Source organism: Hymenobacter sp. BT491 (genome assembly GCF_014349165.1).
Taxonomy (GTDB): domain Bacteria; phylum Bacteroidota; class Bacteroidia; order Cytophagales; family Hymenobacteraceae; genus Hymenobacter; species Hymenobacter jejuensis.
This window is the reverse complement of the sequence record NZ_JACSJJ010000002.1, coordinates 514,670-535,086: the sequence shown is the minus strand read 5'-3', so window position 1 is coordinate 535,086 and position 20,417 is coordinate 514,670. Positions and strand designations below refer to the sequence as shown.

Here is a 20,417-nt window from a genome sequence, read left to right as displayed (position 1 = left end):
TTTATTCTCTTTTTCGCAATGGGTCTTTTCGACTTCCTGAAATCCAAGAAACAACCGACTGAAGCGCCGGCCACCCCGGCTCCGTCGTCTACGCCTACCCCTTCGGCGCCCGCTTCCGGGCCGCGCTATAAGGGCGCCAACTACACCATGCCGGCTCCGGCGGCTTCCCCCTCTTTGCCACCGCCTCCACCCATGCCCGCGCCACCGCCGCCCTTTCAGCCCACCAACCGGCTCGAGGAAGTGCTGCTGCAAGCGGCTGCTACCAACGATGCGGCTTCGCGACTTGCGTTTTACCACGCCCTGTTGGAAGAAGATCTGTTGGTGCTGACCATTCCGAAAGAAGGCTTCGATGCGGGCGAACAGCAAATCGAGGCGGGTACGGAGATTCAGTTGCAGGTGCTCAACGATGGCAAATTGCCCGTTTTCACTTCGCAGGACCGCATTTTTGACGCCGAGGTCGTGAAGGAACAAGTGCCCTTCCTGCGCCTGCGCGGCCACGATTTGTTTTCGATGGCCCAGGGTGCTGAGTTTGCGCTCAACCCCTTCTCGACGGTGGGCAAGCTGTTGCAGGCCGACGAGATAGCGGATATGCTGAGCGGCCGCATCTTCCAGGGCCACGACGGGCAACCAGCAGAACCACAAGGCATGCAGGTGATCTTGGGGCCACCTACTGAAGACCTTTCCGAACTGATTAGGGGGCTCAGCGAGTTCTGCGCGGCTCACCCGCCGCTTCAGGCGGCCTACCTCACCCAGATGATTGTGCAGAACGCGCCTGAGGCTCCGCGTCTGTTGCTCGCCTTCCGCTCCGACAACAGCGACCCAGCCTTCTTAGAAGAGCTTGGTCCGGTCATTCAAGCTGGCTTGCAGCAGAAGGAGATGGCCGTGGATATGATGCTACTCGACCCGGCTTCGCAAGAGCCTATCGTTCAATACTTTACGCAAATAGAACCGTTCTACCAACGGGCAGAAGTGTAGAGTACGTTTCCTTTTTTGAGAAAGCTTCTGCTGAGCCGAATCCCTGGAGAGTTTCTTTGGAGTTGCGGCTTGGCAGGAGCTTTTTTACTGCAACAAAACCACTTATTGCGCCGCTTTTTGCCGGGCTGCAACGTGGCGAAACACGGGTCGCAGGCCAAAATAAAGCCCGGTAACCAGCGGCACCATCGCGGCGGCCCAGAGCAGGAGCGCGCCCAGTTCGGCCCGCCACAGCAGGCTCCAGGCAGCACCCAAATCATGCGACAGCAGGTAGCGCACTTTGTCTAGGGTCAGCTCGGCGGCTTGCGAATTGCCCAGTAGTTTGGCACCCCATTGCAGCAGCGGAATGAGCAGCAGCAGTTGCAGCGGGCTCATCAGGTGGGCTACCAGCAACATGGCCGCTACGTTCAGGCGCAACCGCAGCGCCAAAAAGGAACCCATAACAGTTGTTACGCCCAGCAAGGGCACCAGTCCGCAGCCTACGCCAATGGCCACAGTAAGAGAAAGTTGCGCGGGCGACAGCCCCTGCTTGAGCAAATTCAGCAGTGGGTCCGCGATTTGCCGCCGCATCCAGCTGCTACGCTTTACCGGGGGAGTAGAGGAAGAAGGCGGGGCTATCAAAATCAAGCGGTTTTTGAAAGTATAAACGAAATGATGCGACGCCGGAATAGTAACTTCGCAACCCGCGCGCCCGGCCGGCACATTGCCGACATTACGCGAGATCGATGACAAAAGTACGCGAGCCAGGCCAGCCACGGCCAAAGGACTGGACTGATTTCTTCCTGCTGCTGCGCCGCGCCGCGAGCGAGCTGGCGGCCAACGACCCGTTGCGGTTGGGCGCGGCTACCGCTTTTTTTACCACGTTTGCCCTGCCGCCCATCCTCATCATCTTAATTCAGGTGATGGGATCGCTCTATTCTACTTCAATAGTTAGAACCTTGTTGCTCAACAAGTTATCTTCTTTGCTGGGTACCTCGGCCGCTGAGCTTGTAGAGCAGATTCTGACCAACGTCACCAACGGCCAGCGCAGCCGCCTCGTGACGTGGGGGGGCTTTGCTTTCCTGCTTTTCGTGTCCACTACCTTATTTGTGGTCATCCAGAATTCGCTGAATCAGCTCTGGCAAATCCGGACTACTAAGCTGGAGGGCCGCTTTCACAAAATTCTCTCCGAACGGTCGCGGTCGTTGGGCCAGCTGCTGAGTACGGGCGTCCTGTCCATTCTGGCTTTTCTGACCGACGCCGCTCTCTCATTTCTTTCGGATTATATCAAAGATTTCGATCCGACATTCGGCTATTTCGTCATCCAGGGCCTCAACCAGATTACTTCGCTCCTGATCCTGGCCGTCTGGTTTGCCATCACGTTTCGTAACCTCAGCAACGCCAAAGTGCCGTGGCGAGCCGTGTTGCGCGGCGCCGTCCTGACGGCGGTCATGATTGATTTGGGTGAGTTTCTGCTGGGGTACTTGCTGGTTCCCCGTAATCTGGGCCCGATCTACGGGCACGCTTCCAGCATCGTGCTCGTGCTTCTGTTTGTGTTTTATTGCGCCATGATTTTCTACTTCGGTGCCGCTTTCACGAAAGTGTATGCCCACTACGTAGGAATGGACATTAAACCCAAAAAAATGGCCGTTCGCTACCGCCTCGTCAACATCAACGAAGCCGAATAACGGCTGCTTATCCGTTCGCGGCAGGGCCAAAACCAATTTCCACGCGAAGGCGCAGTACCTTTGCGGAAATAAGTCAGCCCTATGCCCTCTTTTTCCGACCTCGGTCTTGCCCCTTATCTTCTTCAGGCGCTCGAAGAATTAAACTTCACCGCTCCTACGCCTGTGCAGGAGCAAGTCGTGCCGTTGGCCTTGGCCGGGCAAGATGTGGCCGGGCAGGCGCCCACGGGTTCTGGCAAAACGGCGGCCTACGGGCTTTCCATTCTGCAACAGCTTGATATCAAGACCGATGCCGTTCAGGTGATCGTGTTGGTGCCGGCCCGCGAACTGGCCCTGCAAGTACGCGACGCCCTGAAAAAACTGGGCAAATACCTACCAAACCTCCGAGTGGTGGCCTTCTACGGAGGCCATGCCTTCCGTGATGAAACGGTGGCCCTGAAGCAACCACCGCACGTCGTGGTAGCCACTCCGGGCCGCTTGCTCGACCACTTCGAGCGCCGCACGATTGTCCCGAACCAGTTGAAAGTCCTGATTTTAGACGAAGCCGACAAGCTTCTGGAACTGGGCTTTCAGGACGAGTTGGTAGAGATCGTGAAACGCCTGCCCCGCCGCCGTCAGACACTGCTATTCTCGGCCACGATGTCGGACAAAGTACTGGCCCTGATTCGCGCCAACCTAACGCGTCCGCGCGTGGTATCGGCGGGCGAAGAAGAAGGCGGCAACCTACCCGAAAACCTGACGCTGCTCGGCCATGTAGGCCCCATTGAGAAGAAGCCGGCTGCCCTGTTGCACCTGCTCCAAAAGCCCGAAACCGGTCGCGCCCTCATCTTTTGCAACACCCGCGAACGCTGCGTAGAGTTGGCTCGCTTCCTGGTTGGCCGCGGAGTTGCGGCCGAGGTGCTGCATGGCAAAATGCCCCAACCCGAGCGCGACAAAGCCCTCATGAAGTTGCGCAACGGCTCCTCGCAGGTATTAGTAGCCACCGACGTAGCCGCCCGCGGCCTCGACGTTACGGCCCTCGATACGGTCGTGCAGTACGAGTCACCGGACAAAGCTGATGCCTTCCAACACCGCGCCGGCCGCACCGCTCGCGCAGGTGCCGTGGGTACTGCACACATCCTTACCACCCCCAAAGAGCAAGAGCACGTTCAGAAATGGCCTGTGGCTGAGACAATTCAGTGGAAAGCTATGCACGCGCCTGCTTTGCCGCCCGCCGCACCCAAAGCCCCCCGCCCCACCAGTGCCACGCTGCACGTATCGGCCGGCCGCCGCGACAAAGTGAGCGCGCACGACTTGGTGGGCACTTTTGTAGCGCACGGCGGACTGGAGCGCGAAGCGGTCGGCCACATCGAAGTATTCGACCATTACAGCTACGTGGCCGTGCCGCGCGAGCAAGCTACTGACGTTGCCCAGCGCGTCACCGGGGCCAAAATCAAAGGCCGCAAAATCCGCGTATCCTTAGTTGAATAACCACGATAAATATTTAATTACCTGAAGCTTACGGATAGGCATCTTCTATTTATTTGTAGCCAGAACCGCTGGCGCAGTCTAACCGCTGAACGCCTCTTTGACGGGCATCCGTACTACGAAGCCCGCTCAGCGGGCACCGAGTCGGGTGCCCGTGTGCGCGTCACGGCGGGGCACTTGGGCTGGGCTGATGTCATTTTCGTGATGGAAAAGCGCCACGCCGACCGCCTACGCGAAAAGTTTGCCGCCGCGATAGCCGGCAAGCCAGTCATTTGCCTGCGCATCCCCGACAAGTTTCAATTCCTCGACCGTATTCTTCTCGATCTGCTGCGGGAGCGCCTACGCGACCATCTGGGGGCGGAGGCACTGTAAACCTCATTGCTCACTTTTAAAAAGCCAGTTTATCTGGCTTTTTTCATGATAAAGCAGGTGTATTTTTAGTAGTGTCTAAATCAACATGATAGCCCAAACCAGTCCCTGTAAAACTGTGTATAACAAGATTTTATTTAACAGAGGCAATCAGTTTGTTGCCATTCTTTGCTTAACCTTCTATTTGTTATCAGGTTTCACCTGTGCCCAGCAGAATACAAAAATGCACCTATTGAAGCCACTAATAAATCAATCGGAAGTAGTTGGTCTTTTGCAGTGAGTAGCAGAAGCAGACCTAAAACAGCGTAGAAATCCTCTCCACGATTTGCGGCAGAATGCCAAAGCTTTATGCCAAATTTAGATAACCACTCGATCGCTAATATATACCATGGTGCACGAAACAGGCGCTTATTTATAGACGAGGAGAGGATTCGCAGTTTAGGCTCAGGATGTGAGCTTTTAAATAGAAAACACCAAGTCGGAACAAAGTAAAAGCCTTGCATGAGCATAGCGTTAGTGCCTTTATCTGCGATCAACGAAGGTATTTGGTTAGGAATAGATATTTCGTTCCCTAGAATTTGCAATGACAGTTCTTGAATATAGGGTACAGCAAATTCCTCAAATGACGTCTTCAAGGTGCCTTGGAGAAATTCTACGATGATCTTAAATAGAACAATTGACGCAATGAGGCTTAGTTAGTTGATAAAAATAATGAGATAATTTTTATGAGGCAAATTCGCTAGGAGTTGAGCGAACTGGCTAATTAATAGCGACACAATTTTTGCAAGAAACACAATCAAAATCGTAACTATCTAGCAATCAATTGATTATTAAATAGTTTGCAAGTCTTTTTTATCTACATTTAAGCACGCAAAAGCGGATAGACTGCATACACCGTAATTTTCCTGACAGCGGACAATTGAAAGTTATTTAGTCCGATATGCTGAACAAAAGCAAGTAATAGCAAAGAAAAACCCGCTCATCTTTCGATGAGCGGGTTTTTCTTTATTCAACAGAGTGACTACTGAGCTGACTCGCTTTTCTTCGGACGACCACGACGGCCCGTACCAGTCGAGCCCTGAGCGCGTGGCTTACGCTCTTTCTGCTCAGGCTTAAAGCCGGGCTCAAGCATTGCATTGACCTCAGCCATCAGCGAATTGACCTTTTCAATGTTCTTGCGAATCAGAGAAATAGTTTGCGCGTTGTTTTCCGCGTTAGTAATGATTTCCTGGAGCTTGTTTAAATTAACGTCAGCCATTTGCTTGGGACTTAAAGCAGTTGAAGATTATATAACAGGGGCAAATAAAAGAAATTAAATTTAATTACCAGCCAAAGCCATTTTTACAAATGTATTCTAAGATTGCTTTGACAGGGTTGTTCTAGAATTCCCTTACGCACTACTTTTCAAAATGTTGGTATTCCCTTGCTTCATTTGATATTCATTTAGGGGCTTGAGCGCCGGGTACTACTTTGTTGAGGCTGCCGTAATAAGGTTTTACCGTGCGTTTACAGCCACGCTTTACGGTTATTAGCCCAGCCTACTATTTATATGCTGTGCTAAAAGACCAGCATGAAACACTGTTTTGTTGCTTAATCAAATAGAAAGTATTGCCAGCAGAAAACGTCCGCAGATAGCTCAAACGCGTAAAGGATGCTGTTTTTGCTTTCACGCCTTATGAATTATCTGTTCTGGCTGGCCGTTTTTGCCGGTGTTATCTTGCTTTATTATCGCTACGTCACTCGCGAATCGAGGCAGCGAAAAGCTGCTTTGGCGGCTGATTTCCCGGCACCTTGGCGCCAGATTTTGGCTGAGCGCGTGGCTTTCTATCTGTCCCTAACCAAGGACGACAAACTGCGTTTTGAAAAGCAAGTGCAGGTGTTCTTGGCCGAAACTCGCATTACCGGCATCGAAACCAAGGTCGACGACGTCACCCGCATTTTGGTAGCTGCTTCCGCCATTATCCCCATTTTTGGCTTTCGCGATTGGCAATACGGCAACCTCGGCGAGGTGCTGATCGTACCGGACGCCTGGAAGCTGGAAAACGACCCCGATAAGGAAGTCAAGCCCTTGCAGGGCACACTGTTAGGCAGTGTACAAAATTTTCAGAATCAGCACTATATGCGGCTGTCGAAAGCCTCTTTGGAACAAGGGTTTAAAGACACGTTGGATAAGCAGAACGTGGGCATCCACGAGTTTGCCCACATGCTCGACGAGGCCGACGGCGTAATCGATGGCGTGCCGAAGCTGGCCCTTCCGCCCGAGCTGCTTAAGCCGTGGGCCGAGGTGATGCAGCGCGAGATTGAGGCTATTCGGGAGGGCAAATCGGATATCAATTCCTACGGCGGCACCAACGAGGCCGAATTTTTTGCTGTGGTAATGGAATATTTCTTCGAGAAGCCGGAAAAATTGCAAGAAAATCACCCGGAGCTATACGACCTGCTTACGCGTGCGCTGCGCCAAAACCCCAAAAAACGCTACCTCCGCTTCAGCATCGACCCACGCGACTGGATTCGTAGTCTGCGTACCAAACGCAAGTTTGGCCGCAACGATCCGTGCCCGTGCGGCAGCGGCAAGAAATACAAAGACTGTCATCTGGCAAAACAACAAGCGGCATAAGGCATTACCATATAAATATTTGATTGTCAAGCATTTGTATGGTAATAATTCCGCTAAAAACTTTAATACTTTTCTTGCTAAGCATGGAGTAAAAACTTCGTTCGCCCGTCTCGGGGTAACAAAACAGGTACTTCCCGTTGGGTTAGTTATTTTCGGGATCGCAAACGAGAAAGGATCAGCGCTCGTTGGCAACGCACTTATTCCACCCCATGAAAAAAATCTTTCTCTCCGGATTCGCCCTGGCAGCACTGGGCTCCACGCTTTGGTCGTGCGCTCCGGCCGCCAAAACCACGGCCAGCACTCCGCCCGCCACAACTCCCGCTCCCGCCGCAGCTCCTGACTGGAGCCAGCAGGCCGATGCCTTTCTGCGCGAGTATTCTGCTACGTATCAGCGGTTGTATACGCAATCGTCGGAAGCCGAATGGCGCTCCAACACCCACATTGTGGCCGGCGACACTACCAACTCCGCCGCTACAGCCCGCGCCAACGAAGCCAGCGCTGCTTTTGCTGGCAGCACCGAAAATATCAAGCGTCTGCGTGAGCTCCTCGATCATAAAGACCAGCTTAATAACTTGCAAGTCAAACAGTTGCAAGCAGCCTTGTATAATGCTGCCAACAGTCCTCAGACCATTGCGGGCGTTGTAAAGCAACGCATCAAGGCCGAAACGCAGCAAACCGAAAAGCTTTACGGCTTCGACTATAAGTACAACGGCAAATCGGTTACCACCAACGACTTAGACAATCTGCTGCGCAAGGAGAAAAATCCGGCGAAGCGCCAAGCGATCTGGGAAGCCAGCAAAGCCATCGGCCCCACGCTGAAAGATGGCTTGCTAAACCTGCGCGACCTGCGCAACCAAACCGTGCAGGCGCTTGGCTACTCTGACTTTTTCACCTATCAAGCCTCCGACTACGGCATGAGCCGGGAGGAAATGATGCAGCTGGTGCGCAAAATCAACGAGGAATTGCGCCCGCTTTACCGCGAATTGCACACGTATGCACGCTACGAGCTAGCTAAGCAGTATGGCGTGAAGCAGGTGCCCGATTATTTGCCCGCGCACTGGCTGCCCAACCGTTGGGGCCAGGATTGGAGCTCGATGGTGGAAGTAAAAGGCCTGAACCTTGATCCGGTGCTGGCTAAGAAAGGCGCTGAGTGGCAGGTAAAGCAAGCCGAGCGCTTCTACCAAAGCCTTGGTTTTCAGGCCTTACCGGCGAGCTTCTGGGAGAAGTCGAGCCTGTATCCGCTGCCGGCCGGGGCCAACTATAAGAAGAATAACCACGCTTCGGCTTGGCACATCGACCTCAACAACGACGTGCGCAGCCTGATGAGTGTGGAGGCCAACACCGAGTGGTACGAGACGACGCACCACGAGCTGGGCCACATCTATTATTACCTCACCTACACCAACCCCGACGTGCCCGTGCTGCTGCGCGCCGGCGCTAACCGCGCCTATCACGAAGCCATGGGCAGCCTTATGGGCCTCGCCGCAACGCAGAAACCCTTCCTGACAGGCCTCAACCTCATCGACCCCAAGACGCAAACCAACCAAACACAAACCCTTCTGAAAGAAGCACTTAGCTATGCGGCTTTTATTCCGTTTGCGTCGGGTGTGATGAGTGAGTGGGAAAACAGCTTTTACGCCGAAAACCTACCCGCCGACCAGCTCAATGCCAAGTGGTGGGAGCTGGCTAAGAAGTACCAGGGCATCGTGCCGCCCACGGCGCGCGGCGAGCAATACCTCGATCCGGCTACCAAAACGCACATCAACGACGACCCGGCACAGTACTATGACTACGCCCTCTCTTATGTGATCCTATTTCAGCTGCACGACCACATCGCCAAGCAGATTTTGCACCAGGACCCGCACGCAACCAACTACTACGGCAATAAGGAAGTCGGTGATTTTCTGCGGGATATCATGCGTCCCGGTGCCAGCAAAGATTGGCGCGCGGTGCTGAAAGAGAAAACCGGCGAAGACCTTTCTGCCCGCGCTATGGTGGAGTATTTCGAACCGCTGATGACGTATCTGAAACAGCAGAACAAAGGCCGGAAATACACAATGTAATTCTCCGACCGACGCTGTTCAGCACGTAAAGTGGCCTTCCCAGTTCTACGCTTAAAGCGCGGATTGGGGAGGCCACTGTCGTAAATAGGCCGTGGGGAAGGCAAGGGGAGCTTGCTCAAACCAGCAGACTACAGGACGGCGGGCTAAGCGATGCGGCGCTACTTGAGTTTCGTAAGCTTCCAAAGTATACTGCTGAGCGCTCTAGTAGCGGGCAAACGTTCCCACATGAAATTGAAACTCCCTGTCTTTCTGCCAGTTTGCCTCCTTGGCATAGCTTTCCAGGCCAGCACGTTCGCCCAATCAGCCAAAACCGGCTTTAAGTTTGACTTTGGTCCAGGGAAAACAGCTACTGGCTACACAAAGATTTTACCCTCAAATACTTACGCCAAAGAAACCGGATACGGGTTTGATTTTGGCACTACGGTTTCGGCGGTCGAACGCGGCGGAAAAGATGCGGGGAAGGACGGCTTTGTGGCCAGCGACAAGCCGTTTTATTTTTCGGTAGCGGTGCCCGAAGGCAACTACAACGTCACGGTAACGCTCGGCGACGCGAAAGGCAAATCGGCGACGATGCTGAAGGCCGAATCGCGGCGGCTACTGGCGGAAAATATTTCCACCGAGTCCGGGAAGTTCGTGACGCGCACGTTCACCATCAACGTCAAAAGCCGCCAAATTTCGACGGGCGGCACTGTATACCTCAAGCCACGGGAGTTAAACAAACTGGATTGGGACGAGAAGCTAACCTTGGAATTTGACGGCACGACTTGCCTTAACGCCTTGGAAATCACGCCGGCAAAAGACGTCGTGACGGTTTTCCTGGCCGGCAACTCCACCGTCGTGAATCAGGATGACGAGCCGTGGGCGGCCTGGGGACAGATGATTCCGCGCTTTTTCAAGCCTGGTGTAGCCATTGCCAACCACGCCGAATCGGGCCTGACGCTGGGCAGCTTTCTGGGTTCGCATCGCCTGGAGAAGGTGCTGAGCGTGATGAAGCCTGGCGACTACCTATTTATCGAGTTTGGGCACAACGACCAGAAAGAAAAGGGCGTTAACGACGGCGCTTTTAAGTCGTACACCGAGCGGCTAAAGCTGTTTGTCAGCGAAGCCAAAAAGAAAGGCGGCATTCCGGTGATCGTGACCTCCACGGCCCGCCGCAATTTCGACGAGGCCACGGGCAAAAATGTGAACAGCCTCGGCGATTATCCTGAGGCGGCCCGCAAAGTGGCGCAGGAAGAGCAGGTTGCTCTTATCGACCTAAACGCCATGACCACAACGCTTTACGAAGCCATGGGCGTGGAGGAGTCGAAGAAAGCATTTGTGCATTACCCCGCCAACTCGTACCCCAACCAACCCCAGCCCCTGGCCGACAATACGCATTTCAACCCTTACGGCGCATACGAAATCGCGAAATGCATTGTGGAAGGCATTAAAGCTAACAGGCTTGCTATCAGCAAGTTTCTTATCAACGACACCCCTGCTTTCAACCCCGCCAAACCCGACGCGCTGACTGCCTGGCACTGGATCGAAAGTCCACGCAGTGCCGTCACGAAACCCGATGGCAACTAGCACTATGCGGCATTTTCTTCGTTGCCTATTGGTACTGTTGTGGCTGGTGCCAGCTTTTGCAGAAGCTCAGTCAAAATCGGCAGGCAAGCTCGCGCCCAAGCCTTTGTACCGCGATCCGGTGTTCGACGGGGCCGCCGATCCGGTGGTGATCTGGAATAAGCGGGAGCAGAAATGGTTTATGTTTTACACCAACCGCCGGGCCACCGACACCACGGCCACGGGCGTAACGTGGGTGCACGGCACGCGCATCGGCATTGCCGAATCCGGCGACGGCGGCGCTACCTGGCGCTACCGCGACACAGCTAACATCAACTATCGCCCCATACCTCAATACACGCACTGGGCGCCGGATGTGGTAGAGGCTAATGGCCTCTACCACATGTTTTTGACCTACGTGCCGGGCATTTTTACCGATTGGAATCACCCGCGCACCATCCTGCACCTGACCAGCACCGATTTGCTAAACTGGAAGTACGAATCGACGTTGGCGCTGTCTTCGGAGAAGGTGATTGACGCCAGCGTATTTCGTTTGCCTAATGGCACTTGGCGTATGTGGTACAACAACGAGAAGGATGGCAAAAGCATTTATTACGCCGACAGCCCCGATCTCTACCACTGGCAGGACAAAGGATTGGCCCTGAAAGAGCGCGGCGAAGGCCCCAAAGTCTTCCGCTGGCACGAGCGCTACTGGATGATCATCGACAAGTGGCAGGGCATGGCCGTGTACAGCTCCACGGATTTGCTGCATTGGCAGCCTCAGCCAGAACGGCTGGTCGAGCTTCCCGGCAAAGGCGCTGAGGACCAAGCCATTGGCGGCCACCCCGATGTGGTGGTGCAAGGCGATCGGGCTTATTTGTTTTACTTCACGCATCCCGGCCGAATTCCAGGCGCTCCTTCGGCGGCCACCGGCATTGCTACCAAACGCAGCCTGATTCAGGTTACGGAACTGCACTACCTGAACGGGAAGCTCACCTGCGACCGCAATCAACCTACCTATATGCAGCTTACCACCGGCGCAGCTAGCAAACGTGGCGGGAACAAGTAAATGACGCAGGCTTATGCCTTGTCATAAACATCTCATTATCAATTAGATACAATGATTAAAAATCTGGCTTTCTGGTTGGTTATGCTAGCAGCGGTACCGGGTTTTTCTCAGCGAAAAACCGAGCAGGAATTGTGGTACACCAAGCCTGCTAGTGTGTGGGAGGAAGCCTTGCCCATCGGCAACGGACGACTGGGCGCCATGATTTTTGGTCGGGTTGCGGAAGAGTTGATTCAGCTCAACGAAGAAACCCTCTGGACAGGCGGACCGGCCAATCTCAACCCCAATCCGGATGCGCCAAAGTATCTACCTGAAGTCAGGAAGCTGTTGTTTGAGGGCCACAACGACCAAGCAGTCAAGTTGATGCGCAAAATGCAGGGTCCGAATACCAATGCCTACCAACCCCTGGGCGATGTTATTCTGAAGCAGGATTTGAACGGCGAAGTCAGCAAGTATTACCGCAACCTGAACATCTCCAACGCCACCGCTTCGACGCGTTTTACGGCCAACGAGGTGGAATACACGCGGGAATACTTTGCCTCAGCGCCCGATCAGGTGATTGTGATTCGGCTGAAAGCCAGCAAAGCCAAGAGCCTAAATTTCAGCTTATCCACTCGCAACCAACTGGCCTTTCAGAAATCCATTGAAGGCCATGACGAGCTGGTACTGAAAGGCAAAGCCCGCATCTGGGGCGACGAGCGGCGCATTCCCAAACCCTTCCTCTACTCCGACAGCATAAGCTGCAACGGCATGCGCTACCAGGCGCGCATCAAGGTGGTGAGCACCGATGGCCACATCGCCACCGATAGCATTCTGCACATTTCAGGGGCCAGCGAGGCGCTCATTTTGGTATCGGGCGCGACCAGCTTCAACGGATTCGACAAATGCCCCGACAAGGATGGCAAAGATGAAAACCTATTGACAACACGCTATCTATCAGCCGCTTCGCAGAAAAATTTCAGGCAATTGCGCGAAGCCCACATCAAGGATTATCAGCAGTACTTCGACCGCGTGGAGCTGTCGCTGAACAACGCGACGCCACCTAATCTCCCCGTGGATGAGCGCCTGCAACGCTATAAGAACGGGCAGGACGACCCGGCGCTGGAAATGCTGTATTATCAGTTTGGTCGTTACCTACTGATTTCTAGCTCCCGGCCCGGCGGCGTACCGGCCAATTTGCAAGGCATTTGGAATCAGCAGATTAGACCGCCGTGGCGTAGCAATTACACGACCAACATTAACCTTCAGATGAATTACTGGCCCGCCGAGGTGTGCAACCTCGACGAGATGCAACAACCTCTTGTTGAGCACATTAAGCATTTGGCCGCCAATGGCACTGCGACCGCCAAAAATTACTACAACGCCCGTGGCTGGGCCGTGCACCACAACTCCGACATCTGGGCCCAAACCAACCCTGTAGGAGACGGCGTAGGCGACCCAAAGTGGGCCAACTGGTCGCTCGGAAGTCCTTGGCTGTCACAGCATTTGTATGAGCACTACCGCTTTACAGGCGACCGCAAATATTTGCAGGAAACCGCGTACCCTTTGATGAAGGGCGCCGCCGAGTTTTGTCTCGATTGGTTGGTCGAAAAAGACGGCTATCTGGTTACGGTGCCTTCGACTTCGCCAGAAAACAGCTATCTGCTACCCAACGGCAGCAAGGAAGTCGTCACGATTGCCTCCACGATGGACATGTCCATCATCCGCGATCTGTTCACCAACGTCATCGAAGCCGATTCTATCCTAGGAGTCGATCCGGAGTTTGCGCAACTGTTGAAGGAGAAAAAAGCTAGGCTTTATCCCTTGCACATTGGCCACAAGGGCAACTTACAGGAGTGGTACGGAGACTGGGAGGACGAAGACCCGCATCATCGCCACGTGTCGCACCTCTTTGGCTTGCATCCGGGCCGGGAGATCTCGCCCCTACTCGACCCGAAGTATGCTGCCGCCAGCCGCAAAACCTTAGAAATCAGAGGTGACGAGGGCACCGGGTGGAGCAAAGCCTGGAAAATCAACTTCTGGGCGCGTCTGCTCGATGGCAACCATGCCTACAAAATGTATCAGGAGTTGCTGAAAAACTCGACGCTGATCAACCTTTTCGACACGCACCCGCCCTTCCAAATTGATGGCAACTTTGGCGCCACGGCGGGCATATCCGAAATGCTGCTACAAAGTCAATTATCTGACATTCAACTACTTCCTGCATTGCCTAACAAATGGCAAACCGGCTACGTGAAAGGCCTCGTAGCACGCGGTGGTTTTGTAATGGATATTTACTGGGAAAACGGCAAACTGACCAAAGCCTCGGTTACATCACGAGTGGGGGCCCTGTGCCGTTTGCGCACCAACCTGCCGATACAAGTGAAAAGAGCTCAAACCACGGCCACGACCGCAAAAGTCCCCGCCGAAACACAGTACCTCACTTCCTTCCCGACAAAAGCCGGGCAGACGTATGAAATCGTAGTAAAATAAGTGCTGATACAACAAATCACAAATATTTCATTATCAAATACTTACAATAAAAAAGCCGGATGTCCATCCGGCTTTTTTATTGTAAGTTGGGTCTGAAGCGAACTAGTAGTTCGCTTCGTTTCCAGGCAAGTCGATCAGGATGAGTTGTGCATCTTTCTCAGCGCGAATCTCCACGACGTGTTCATCGGTCATGCGGGCTTGGTCGTTGGGGCCAAGTTCGGTGCCGTTGACGTAAATAGTGCCTTCCTTGACGTAAATGAAGGTATTACGAATCGGGAACGTCTTGAACATGACCGTTTTGTCGGCCGACAGATTGGCCCAGTATATGGCCGAGTTGGAGTTCATGTACACCACATCTTCCAACACTTTCTGGCCGGTAACGAGCGGAACCAACTCGTTTTTCTTACTCAGGAAATCGATGTCTTTTTGCTCGTAACTAGGTGCCAGTCCTTTCTGATTGGGCAGAAACCACAGCTGGTAGATGCGCAGCGTCTCATCCTTCTGGTTCATTTCGGAGTGAGCGATGCCGGTACCGGCAGTCATGCGCTGCACTTCGCCTTTCTTGATGGTAGTTTTGTTGCCCATCGTATCCTCGTGGCTTACTTCGCCCTCCAGCACCAGCGTCACGATTTCCATTTCGGAATGCGGATGCTGGGGAAAACCCGACTTGGGCGCCACCGTGTCGTCGTTGAATACCCGCAACGGGCCGAAGTGCATATTGCCCGGATCGTAATAATCGGCGAAAGAGAATAGAAAGTAGCTGCTGAGCCAACCCACGGGCGAAGCATGATAACGATCGGTAGCAGGAATGTATTTGAGCATGGCTTGAATGTTAAGAACAGGCGTTGCCCTTCGCATACGCATCTCCGCTGATTGGAGTTAAAAAGCAGCAGTCATTGCGCATCAAAAAAGCCCAAAAGCCCAGTTATGAAACCGGACTTTTGGGCTTTTCAACATATTGCGCGCAAGATGACGAGGAAGCCATCCCACTGTAATACACTGGCTACGAACTACTTACGCTTTTTTCAGCGTCGACATCTGCTGCTGTAGATCCAGTACGATGCTAGCCAAGCGGCTCAACGATAGATCGGCAATCGGGAATGTGCTGCTGATGTAAGCACGGGCTTCCCAGATTTCCACCACATCCTCCACGTCGATTTCGTAGGGCGAGTATACAGGGTTGTCGGAGTGCAGCGTGAGTACGGCGCTGTCTTTCAGGCGGTTGAAAATACGCTTGAACACAATGCCTTCTTTCCCGCTCACCACGATGCAAGGCGTCCCGTCCTTAATGGTCATCCAGTCGTCGACGTAACGGCCCACGATGACGGTACCACTGGCGATGGGTAACATCGAATCGCCGGAGATTTCGAAGGCGCGGTAAGTGCCGCCCTGCCCCAACATTGGCAGACGGAACTTAGGCAGTTCTTCCAAATACTCAGGGTCGGCGTACCCGTTGAGGTAACCGGCGCTGGCCTTGAGCGGTACCAGCTCGATATTTTCGTTTTCTTCTTTATCGACTGTCAGGGCCAGCACGCGCAGGTTATTGGCCGGGCGCGTAGGCGGACCAGGTGTTACCGAAGCTGGCTCGAGTTGGCGTAACGCAGCTTTGGCCACCGATTTTTTGCTGAAGTCGGTAGTAACCAGCGCGTCGAGGCTAATGCCAAACAGACGTGCCATGTTCACGAGAGTGGTGAGCTTGGGTTCTGCCCGGCCTTCCTCGTATGCGCCCACAAGGGAGCGTTTGATGCCTAATTTTTCGGCCATCTGGGCCTGCGTCAAGCTCAGTTCGCGCCGCCAGAATTTAAGGTTGGTGTTGATCATCGCGGTGGGGAGCCGGGAAATACTTCAATAGCAAAGGGTTAACGGCTCGTGAAGTTACTAACATCACACCTACTTTACTAATTCAATTAGCCGAAAGTTTTGCTAATTTTTTTTGGCGTGCCAATATGTTCCTCAACAGCCCTCAGATTCGTTTTCGTCAACTATTTTGGACGGTGTATTTCATAACCGAAAAGGCCCGATCACGCCAGTAAACTGACAGCAATCGGGCCTTTTATCCTTTGAAAATCAAGGCTTTACTCGCCGCGCAACCGCTTTTGGTATGTCAGAGCCAATCGCAGCTTGAAGTAATCGTGCTTTTCGCGCAAGTGATCGAAAAGATCGCGCAGCAGCGGCGAACCGCCAAGCTGCCCCACAGCCGTCTGGATTTCGGCAAAATCGTCCATGCTCAGGAATTCCTCCAGCCGAATCTGGTAGCCTTTGGCGTACAGGTTTTCGAGGTGCGCCCGGATTGTGCTGGGGCTTAGGCCGCGCTGGACGGCAATGTCGTCGACGCCCATACCTGCGCGGTGTAGCTGGAAAGTGGTGTCCTGCGTATCGTTGATTTCGGTGCGCGCTTTGCGGGCCTTTGGCGCGGGCAGGTCGGCGGAGTCGGCAGGCGTTTCAGATTCGGCGGGGTTGCCGCCACGCGCCAAAATTTCCTTGATAAATGCCTCGCCGTAGGTTTCGAACTTCTTCATACCCACACCCGAAATAGCCAGCATGGCGGTGCGCGTAACGGGACGTTCCTGCGCCATTTCCTGCAAGGTCGTGTCCGAAAATACCACGTAGGGCGGCACATTTTGCTCGTCGGCAATGCGCTTGCGCAGGGCACGCAGGTGCCCAAACAGCTCGGCCGTAGCATCGGTGGGCGTAGCAGCTGCCGCGGCCGCTTTCTTGCTGGCGCGGGTCGGTTTTTCGGCCTTCTCAGCAGGCTGAAATTTCTTCAGCGGCAACTGACGCTGGCCTTGCAGCACCTCCTTGCCTAACTCTGTGATTTTCAGCGAGTAGCCTTCTTCGTAAGCAATATACAACAGGCCATCGTTGAGCATCTGGTGGATGTAGCTATACCAATCCAGATAAGGCAGGTCGGCACCGGCACCGTAGGTCTTGATCTGGTCGTAGCCGCCGGAGAGCACCGCTTGGTTGCGCATGCCGCGCAGCACGTCGATGAGCAAGCCAATGCTGGCTCGTTCGCGCATTCGGGCTACGGCCGATAACGCCTTCTGTGCCAGCAAAGTACCATCAAAGGTGGTAGGTGGATTGCGGCAGATATCGCAGTTGCCGCAGTCCTGGCCCAGGGTTTCGCCGAAGTAGTTAAGCAGAATTTTGCGGCGGCACGAAGCCGCTTCTGCAAACTGCTGCATTCGCTCCAGCTTCGTGAGGTTGAGTTGGGTGAGATGCGGATTCTCTTTGGTGAGCATGTCGCGCAGGCTCATTACGTCGCCGAAGTTGTAGAACATCAGCGCCGTGGCCGGAGCCCCGTCGCGGCCGGCACGACCGATTTCCTGGTAATACCCTTCTATATTTTTGGGCAAGTTGTAGTGAATTACCCAGCGCACATTGCTCTTGTCGATGCCCATGCCAAAGGCAATCGTAGCCACAATTACCTGGATATCATCGCGTAAGAAAGCTTCCTGCACCGCGCCGCGCTGGTTGGGCGTCATGCCGGCGTGATAGTGGCCGGCCCGGATGCCTTTGGCCAGCAGCTTTTGCGAGATGGTTTCGCACTGCTTGCGCGACAGACAATAAATAATGCCCGCCTCGCCCGGATGTCGATCCAGAAACTCCAAGATGCCGCCGATCCGGTCTTGGCCGGGGCGCACGATCAGGTTGAGGTTGGGGCGGTCGAAGGAAGAGAGAAAGACCTGCGGCTCGTTCAAACGCAGTTGTTGCTGAATGTCGCGCTGCGTAAGACGGTCGGCGGTAGCGGTGAGGGCAATGATGGGCACCTGCGGAAACTGCTCGCGCAGGACGCGCAGCTGCGTGTACTCGGGCCGGAAATCGTGGCCCCACGACGAAATGCAGTGCGCTTCGTCGATGGCGAACATGCTGACTTTGAGACGCTTAAGAAACTGCAAAAAACCCGACGACAGCAGCTTTTCGGGGCTCACGTACAGCAGCTTCAGGTGGCCATTCATGCAATCGCCGGCAATGCTGTTTTGCTCGCTCTGGCCTACGCTGCTGTTGATGTAAGCAGCCGAGATGCCGTTGCCTTTTAGGGCTTCCACCTGGTCTTTCATCAAGGCGATCAGCGGCGACACGACCACGCACGTTCCTTCGCTGATGACAGCCGGCACCTGAAAACACACCGATTTGCCGCCGCCCGTTGGCATGAGCACCACCGTATCGCGCCCCGCCAGGATAGACTCGATAATATCCTGCTGCATAGGCCGAAACGCGTCGTAGCCGTAGTATTGCTTCAGGACGCGGCGGGCGGAATCAACGGTAGGTTCGAAGGTTTCGGGGGCAAATAGCATTCGGTAAAAATACGGCTAATCGGGGGGAGTTGAAAGATTAATTGAACCACTAAAGCGCGGAAATCGTGCACATTCTCGGCGCAATTCTACACCATCGCCGCCGACAAAAGCCACGTAAAAAAGAGCAAATCTTTTTGTTCACTTTTCTACTAAGCCCCAATGAACCAACCTGCTTCTACTTCGAACCAAGCTAGTCAAACCGTCTTAGACGCCTTGAGTCGCTGCATCGCCGCCTGCGAAATGTGTGCCGACGCGTGCCTGCACGAAGACGACATCCAGATGATGGTGCCCTGCATCCGTCTCGATCGAGACTGTGCCGATATGTGTCGGCTGACGGCCGCCTTTATTGCCCGCAGTTCCGACCACGCCCAACATGTGTTGAAAGAATGCATCGAGATCTGCCAGAAGTGCGCCGACGAATGCGGACAACACAAGCATGATCATTGCCAGAGATGCGCTGAAGCATGTCGTGCCTGCGTGGCAGCCTGCAAAAGCTACCAAGCATAACATTCTGATTATCACATACTTACAAATCCACTTCCAGTTATTCAGAGCGTAGCAAAGAATAACTGGAAGGGGTTAAAGTAGCTAGCCGAACACTATCAGACAATCTTTGGCTTGCGCGTGCCTTGGTAAAGCTCGTACTTCAACAGCCGGCATTCAATTGGTCCGTTGTAGAGCGGCACACGGCGGGAGGTGCGCAGGCCCACGCTTTTGGCCGCCTCCAGGTTGCCGGTAAAAATGTAGGCGTCGTAGCCCTGAAAGTTCGTTTTGAGCGTATCGCCGATGGTTTTGTAGAGCCCGGCCATTTCTTGCTCCGCCCCGATGCGTTCGCCATACGGCGGGTTCATCATCACGATACCGGGTTCGCCTTTGGGAGCTTTGGCTTCCTTGACATCGCGCACACCAAGCCGGATATAATCCTCTAAATCAGCAGCTTCCACGTTTTGCCGCGCCAGTTCGATGAACTCGCGGGAGATGTCGGAGCCGGCGATGTCGGCTTGGGGCTCTTCGAGGCGGGCATTTCGGGCGTCGAGCCGAATGGTTTCCCAGAGCGAAGCGTCGAAGTCGGCCCAATTTTCGAAGCCGAATTTGCCTTGGTGATACAAACCAGGCGCAATGCGCTGGGCGATGAGCGCGGCCTCGGTCAGGAGCGTAGCGGAGCCGCACATCGGATCGACAAGCGTTTTCTTACCGTCCCAACCCGACAGCAGCAATAGCCCGGCGGCCAATACTTCGTTGAGCGGCGCGGCGTTGGTTTGCTGACGGTAGCCGCGCCGGTGCAACGATTCGCCCGCCGCATCCAACGACAGCACCACTTCGTTTTCGAGCATGTGCAGGTGCAACCGGATGTCGGGACGGTTGACGTCGACGCTTGGGCGGCGGCCCGTACGATCGCGGAACTGGTCGACGATGGCGTCCTTGGCCAATTGCGCTACAAATAGCGAGTGCTCGAAGCTGGATTTATTGACAACGGCCGTAATAGCAAAGGTCTGATTTTCAGCTATATACTTACTCCAATCAATTTTACCAACTTCCCGATACAGTGCCCGCTCGTCGCGGGCGTAGAAGTCGGCGAAGGGCTTGAGTATGCGCATGGCGGTGCGGCACCACAGGGTCGCTTCGTAGAGTAATTGCTTGTTGCCGGTAAACTCCACGGCCCGGCTGCCCATCTTCTCGATTTTGGCGCCGAGCTGGCGCAACTCATCAGCCAACACCTCTTCCAGCCCAAACTGGGTGGTGGCAGTCATAAAAAACGGAGCGTCGCGGCGGTTATCAGCCATAAAAAGCGGCAAATGTGAGGAGAAGGCACAAAGGTCGGCAAATGCGCAGGAATGCAACGCGTGCTTTTACGCCGCGCAGCATCAGGCGAAAGTAAACGCAACA

Annotated in this window: 17 protein-coding genes; 10 read left to right on the top strand and 7 right to left on the bottom strand. The window is 54.3% G+C overall.

The window, feature by feature from the left end; genetic code table 11:
* Nucleotides 1-18 precede the first annotated feature (18 nt).
* Nucleotides 19-975 carry an enhanced serine sensitivity protein SseB C-terminal domain-containing protein gene (locus tag H9I52_RS08070; RefSeq protein ID WP_187453445.1) on the top strand — a complete coding sequence of 319 codons (957 nt, stop codon included), beginning with the start codon at nucleotides 19-21 and terminating at the stop codon, nucleotides 973-975.
* A gap of 102 nt (nucleotides 976-1,077) precedes the next feature.
* Here the strand turns inward: H9I52_RS08070 and H9I52_RS08065 are convergent, their stop codons facing one another.
* Nucleotides 1,078-1,599, bottom strand: a complete 522-nt coding sequence (locus H9I52_RS08065; protein WP_165699439.1) for a DUF2062 domain-containing protein — start codon at nucleotides 1,597-1,599, stop codon at nucleotides 1,078-1,080.
* Between the two features lie 98 nt (nucleotides 1,600-1,697).
* Here H9I52_RS08065 and H9I52_RS08060 point away from each other — a divergent pair, with 98 nt between their 5' ends.
* The 3 genes from H9I52_RS08060 to H9I52_RS22830 all read left to right on the top strand — a co-directional run bounded on the left by H9I52_RS08060 (nucleotide 1,698) and on the right by H9I52_RS22830 (nucleotide 4,475).
* Nucleotides 1,698-2,639 (top strand): YihY/virulence factor BrkB family protein, encoded by a 942-nt coding sequence (locus tag H9I52_RS08060; protein ID WP_187453444.1) that lies wholly within the window; start codon nucleotides 1,698-1,700, stop codon nucleotides 2,637-2,639.
* Between the two features lie 81 nt (nucleotides 2,640-2,720).
* Nucleotides 2,721-4,106 (top strand): DEAD/DEAH box helicase, encoded by a 1,386-nt coding sequence (locus H9I52_RS08055; protein ID WP_139516866.1) that lies wholly within the window; start codon nucleotides 2,721-2,723, stop codon nucleotides 4,104-4,106.
* A 153-nt stretch (nucleotides 4,107-4,259) separates the two neighbouring features.
* Nucleotides 4,260-4,475, top strand: coding sequence for a hypothetical protein (locus H9I52_RS22830; protein ID WP_222940436.1), 216 nt, complete (start codon nucleotides 4,260-4,262; stop codon nucleotides 4,473-4,475).
* Between the two features lie 194 nt (nucleotides 4,476-4,669).
* Here H9I52_RS22830 and H9I52_RS08045 read toward each other — a convergent pair whose 3' ends face one another.
* Both H9I52_RS08045 and H9I52_RS08040 read right to left on the bottom strand, forming a co-directional pair.
* A complete protein-coding gene (locus H9I52_RS08045) occupies nucleotides 4,670-5,107 on the bottom strand; it encodes a hypothetical protein (RefSeq protein WP_187453443.1) in 438 nt (145 codons plus the stop codon).
* A 386-nt stretch (nucleotides 5,108-5,493) separates the two neighbouring features.
* Entirely contained in the window at nucleotides 5,494-5,730 is a 237-nt protein-coding gene (locus tag H9I52_RS08040) for a hypothetical protein (protein ID WP_139516864.1), read from the bottom strand.
* 417 nt (nucleotides 5,731-6,147) lie between these two features.
* Here H9I52_RS08040 and H9I52_RS08035 point away from each other — a divergent pair, with 417 nt between their 5' ends.
* The 5 genes from H9I52_RS08035 to H9I52_RS08015 all read left to right on the top strand — a co-directional run bounded on the left by H9I52_RS08035 (nucleotide 6,148) and on the right by H9I52_RS08015 (nucleotide 14,232).
* Nucleotides 6,148-7,089 carry a zinc-dependent peptidase gene (locus H9I52_RS08035; RefSeq protein WP_187453442.1) on the top strand — a complete coding sequence of 314 codons (942 nt, stop codon included), beginning with the start codon at nucleotides 6,148-6,150 and terminating at the stop codon, nucleotides 7,087-7,089.
* Nucleotides 7,090-7,298: 209 nt separating this feature from the next.
* The gene (locus H9I52_RS08030; RefSeq protein ID WP_187453441.1) at nucleotides 7,299-9,152 is read left to right on the top strand and encodes a M2 family metallopeptidase; all 1,854 of its coding nucleotides are present in this window, start codon (nucleotides 7,299-7,301) and stop codon (nucleotides 9,150-9,152) included.
* 225 nt (nucleotides 9,153-9,377) lie between these two features.
* Nucleotides 9,378-10,718 (top strand): rhamnogalacturonan acetylesterase, encoded by a 1,341-nt coding sequence (locus tag H9I52_RS08025; protein ID WP_187453440.1) that lies wholly within the window; start codon nucleotides 9,378-9,380, stop codon nucleotides 10,716-10,718.
* Entirely contained in the window at nucleotides 10,708-11,763 is a 1,056-nt protein-coding gene (locus H9I52_RS08020; protein ID WP_222940435.1) for a glycosyl hydrolase, read from the top strand. Before H9I52_RS08025 ends, H9I52_RS08020 begins: the two co-directional genes overlap by 11 nt.
* 81 nt (nucleotides 11,764-11,844) lie before the next feature.
* Nucleotides 11,845-14,232, top strand: coding sequence for a glycosyl hydrolase family 95 catalytic domain-containing protein (locus H9I52_RS08015; RefSeq protein ID WP_222940434.1), 2,388 nt, complete (start codon nucleotides 11,845-11,847; stop codon nucleotides 14,230-14,232).
* A 102-nt stretch (nucleotides 14,233-14,334) separates the two neighbouring features.
* Here the strand turns inward: H9I52_RS08015 and H9I52_RS08010 are convergent, their stop codons facing one another.
* The 3 genes from H9I52_RS08010 to recQ all read right to left on the bottom strand — a co-directional run bounded on the left by H9I52_RS08010 (nucleotide 14,335) and on the right by recQ (nucleotide 18,530).
* Nucleotides 14,335-15,054 (bottom strand): pirin family protein, encoded by a 720-nt coding sequence (locus H9I52_RS08010; protein ID WP_139516859.1) that lies wholly within the window; start codon nucleotides 15,052-15,054, stop codon nucleotides 14,335-14,337.
* 192 nt (nucleotides 15,055-15,246) lie between these two features.
* Complete coding sequence (locus H9I52_RS08005) at nucleotides 15,247-16,053, bottom strand: XRE family transcriptional regulator (RefSeq protein ID WP_187453438.1); 807 nt, start codon at nucleotides 16,051-16,053, stop codon at nucleotides 15,247-15,249.
* 254 nt (nucleotides 16,054-16,307) lie between these two features.
* On the bottom strand, nucleotides 16,308-18,530 hold the full coding sequence (gene recQ, locus H9I52_RS08000; RefSeq protein ID WP_187453437.1) for a DNA helicase RecQ: 2,223 nt from the start codon (nucleotides 18,528-18,530) through the stop codon (nucleotides 16,308-16,310).
* Nucleotides 18,531-18,689: 159 nt separating this feature from the next.
* On the opposite strand from recQ, the gene H9I52_RS07995 reads away from it, so the two are divergent.
* Complete coding sequence (locus tag H9I52_RS07995) at nucleotides 18,690-19,037, top strand: four-helix bundle copper-binding protein (RefSeq protein ID WP_187453436.1); 348 nt, start codon at nucleotides 18,690-18,692, stop codon at nucleotides 19,035-19,037.
* 95 nt (nucleotides 19,038-19,132) lie between these two features.
* On the opposite strand, the gene H9I52_RS07990 is transcribed toward H9I52_RS07995, so the two are convergent.
* Nucleotides 19,133-20,314: a class I SAM-dependent RNA methyltransferase gene (locus H9I52_RS07990; protein ID WP_187453435.1), complete on the bottom strand. Its 1,182-nt coding sequence runs from the start codon at nucleotides 20,312-20,314 to the stop codon at nucleotides 19,133-19,135.
* Nucleotides 20,315-20,417: the final 103 nt, after the last annotated feature.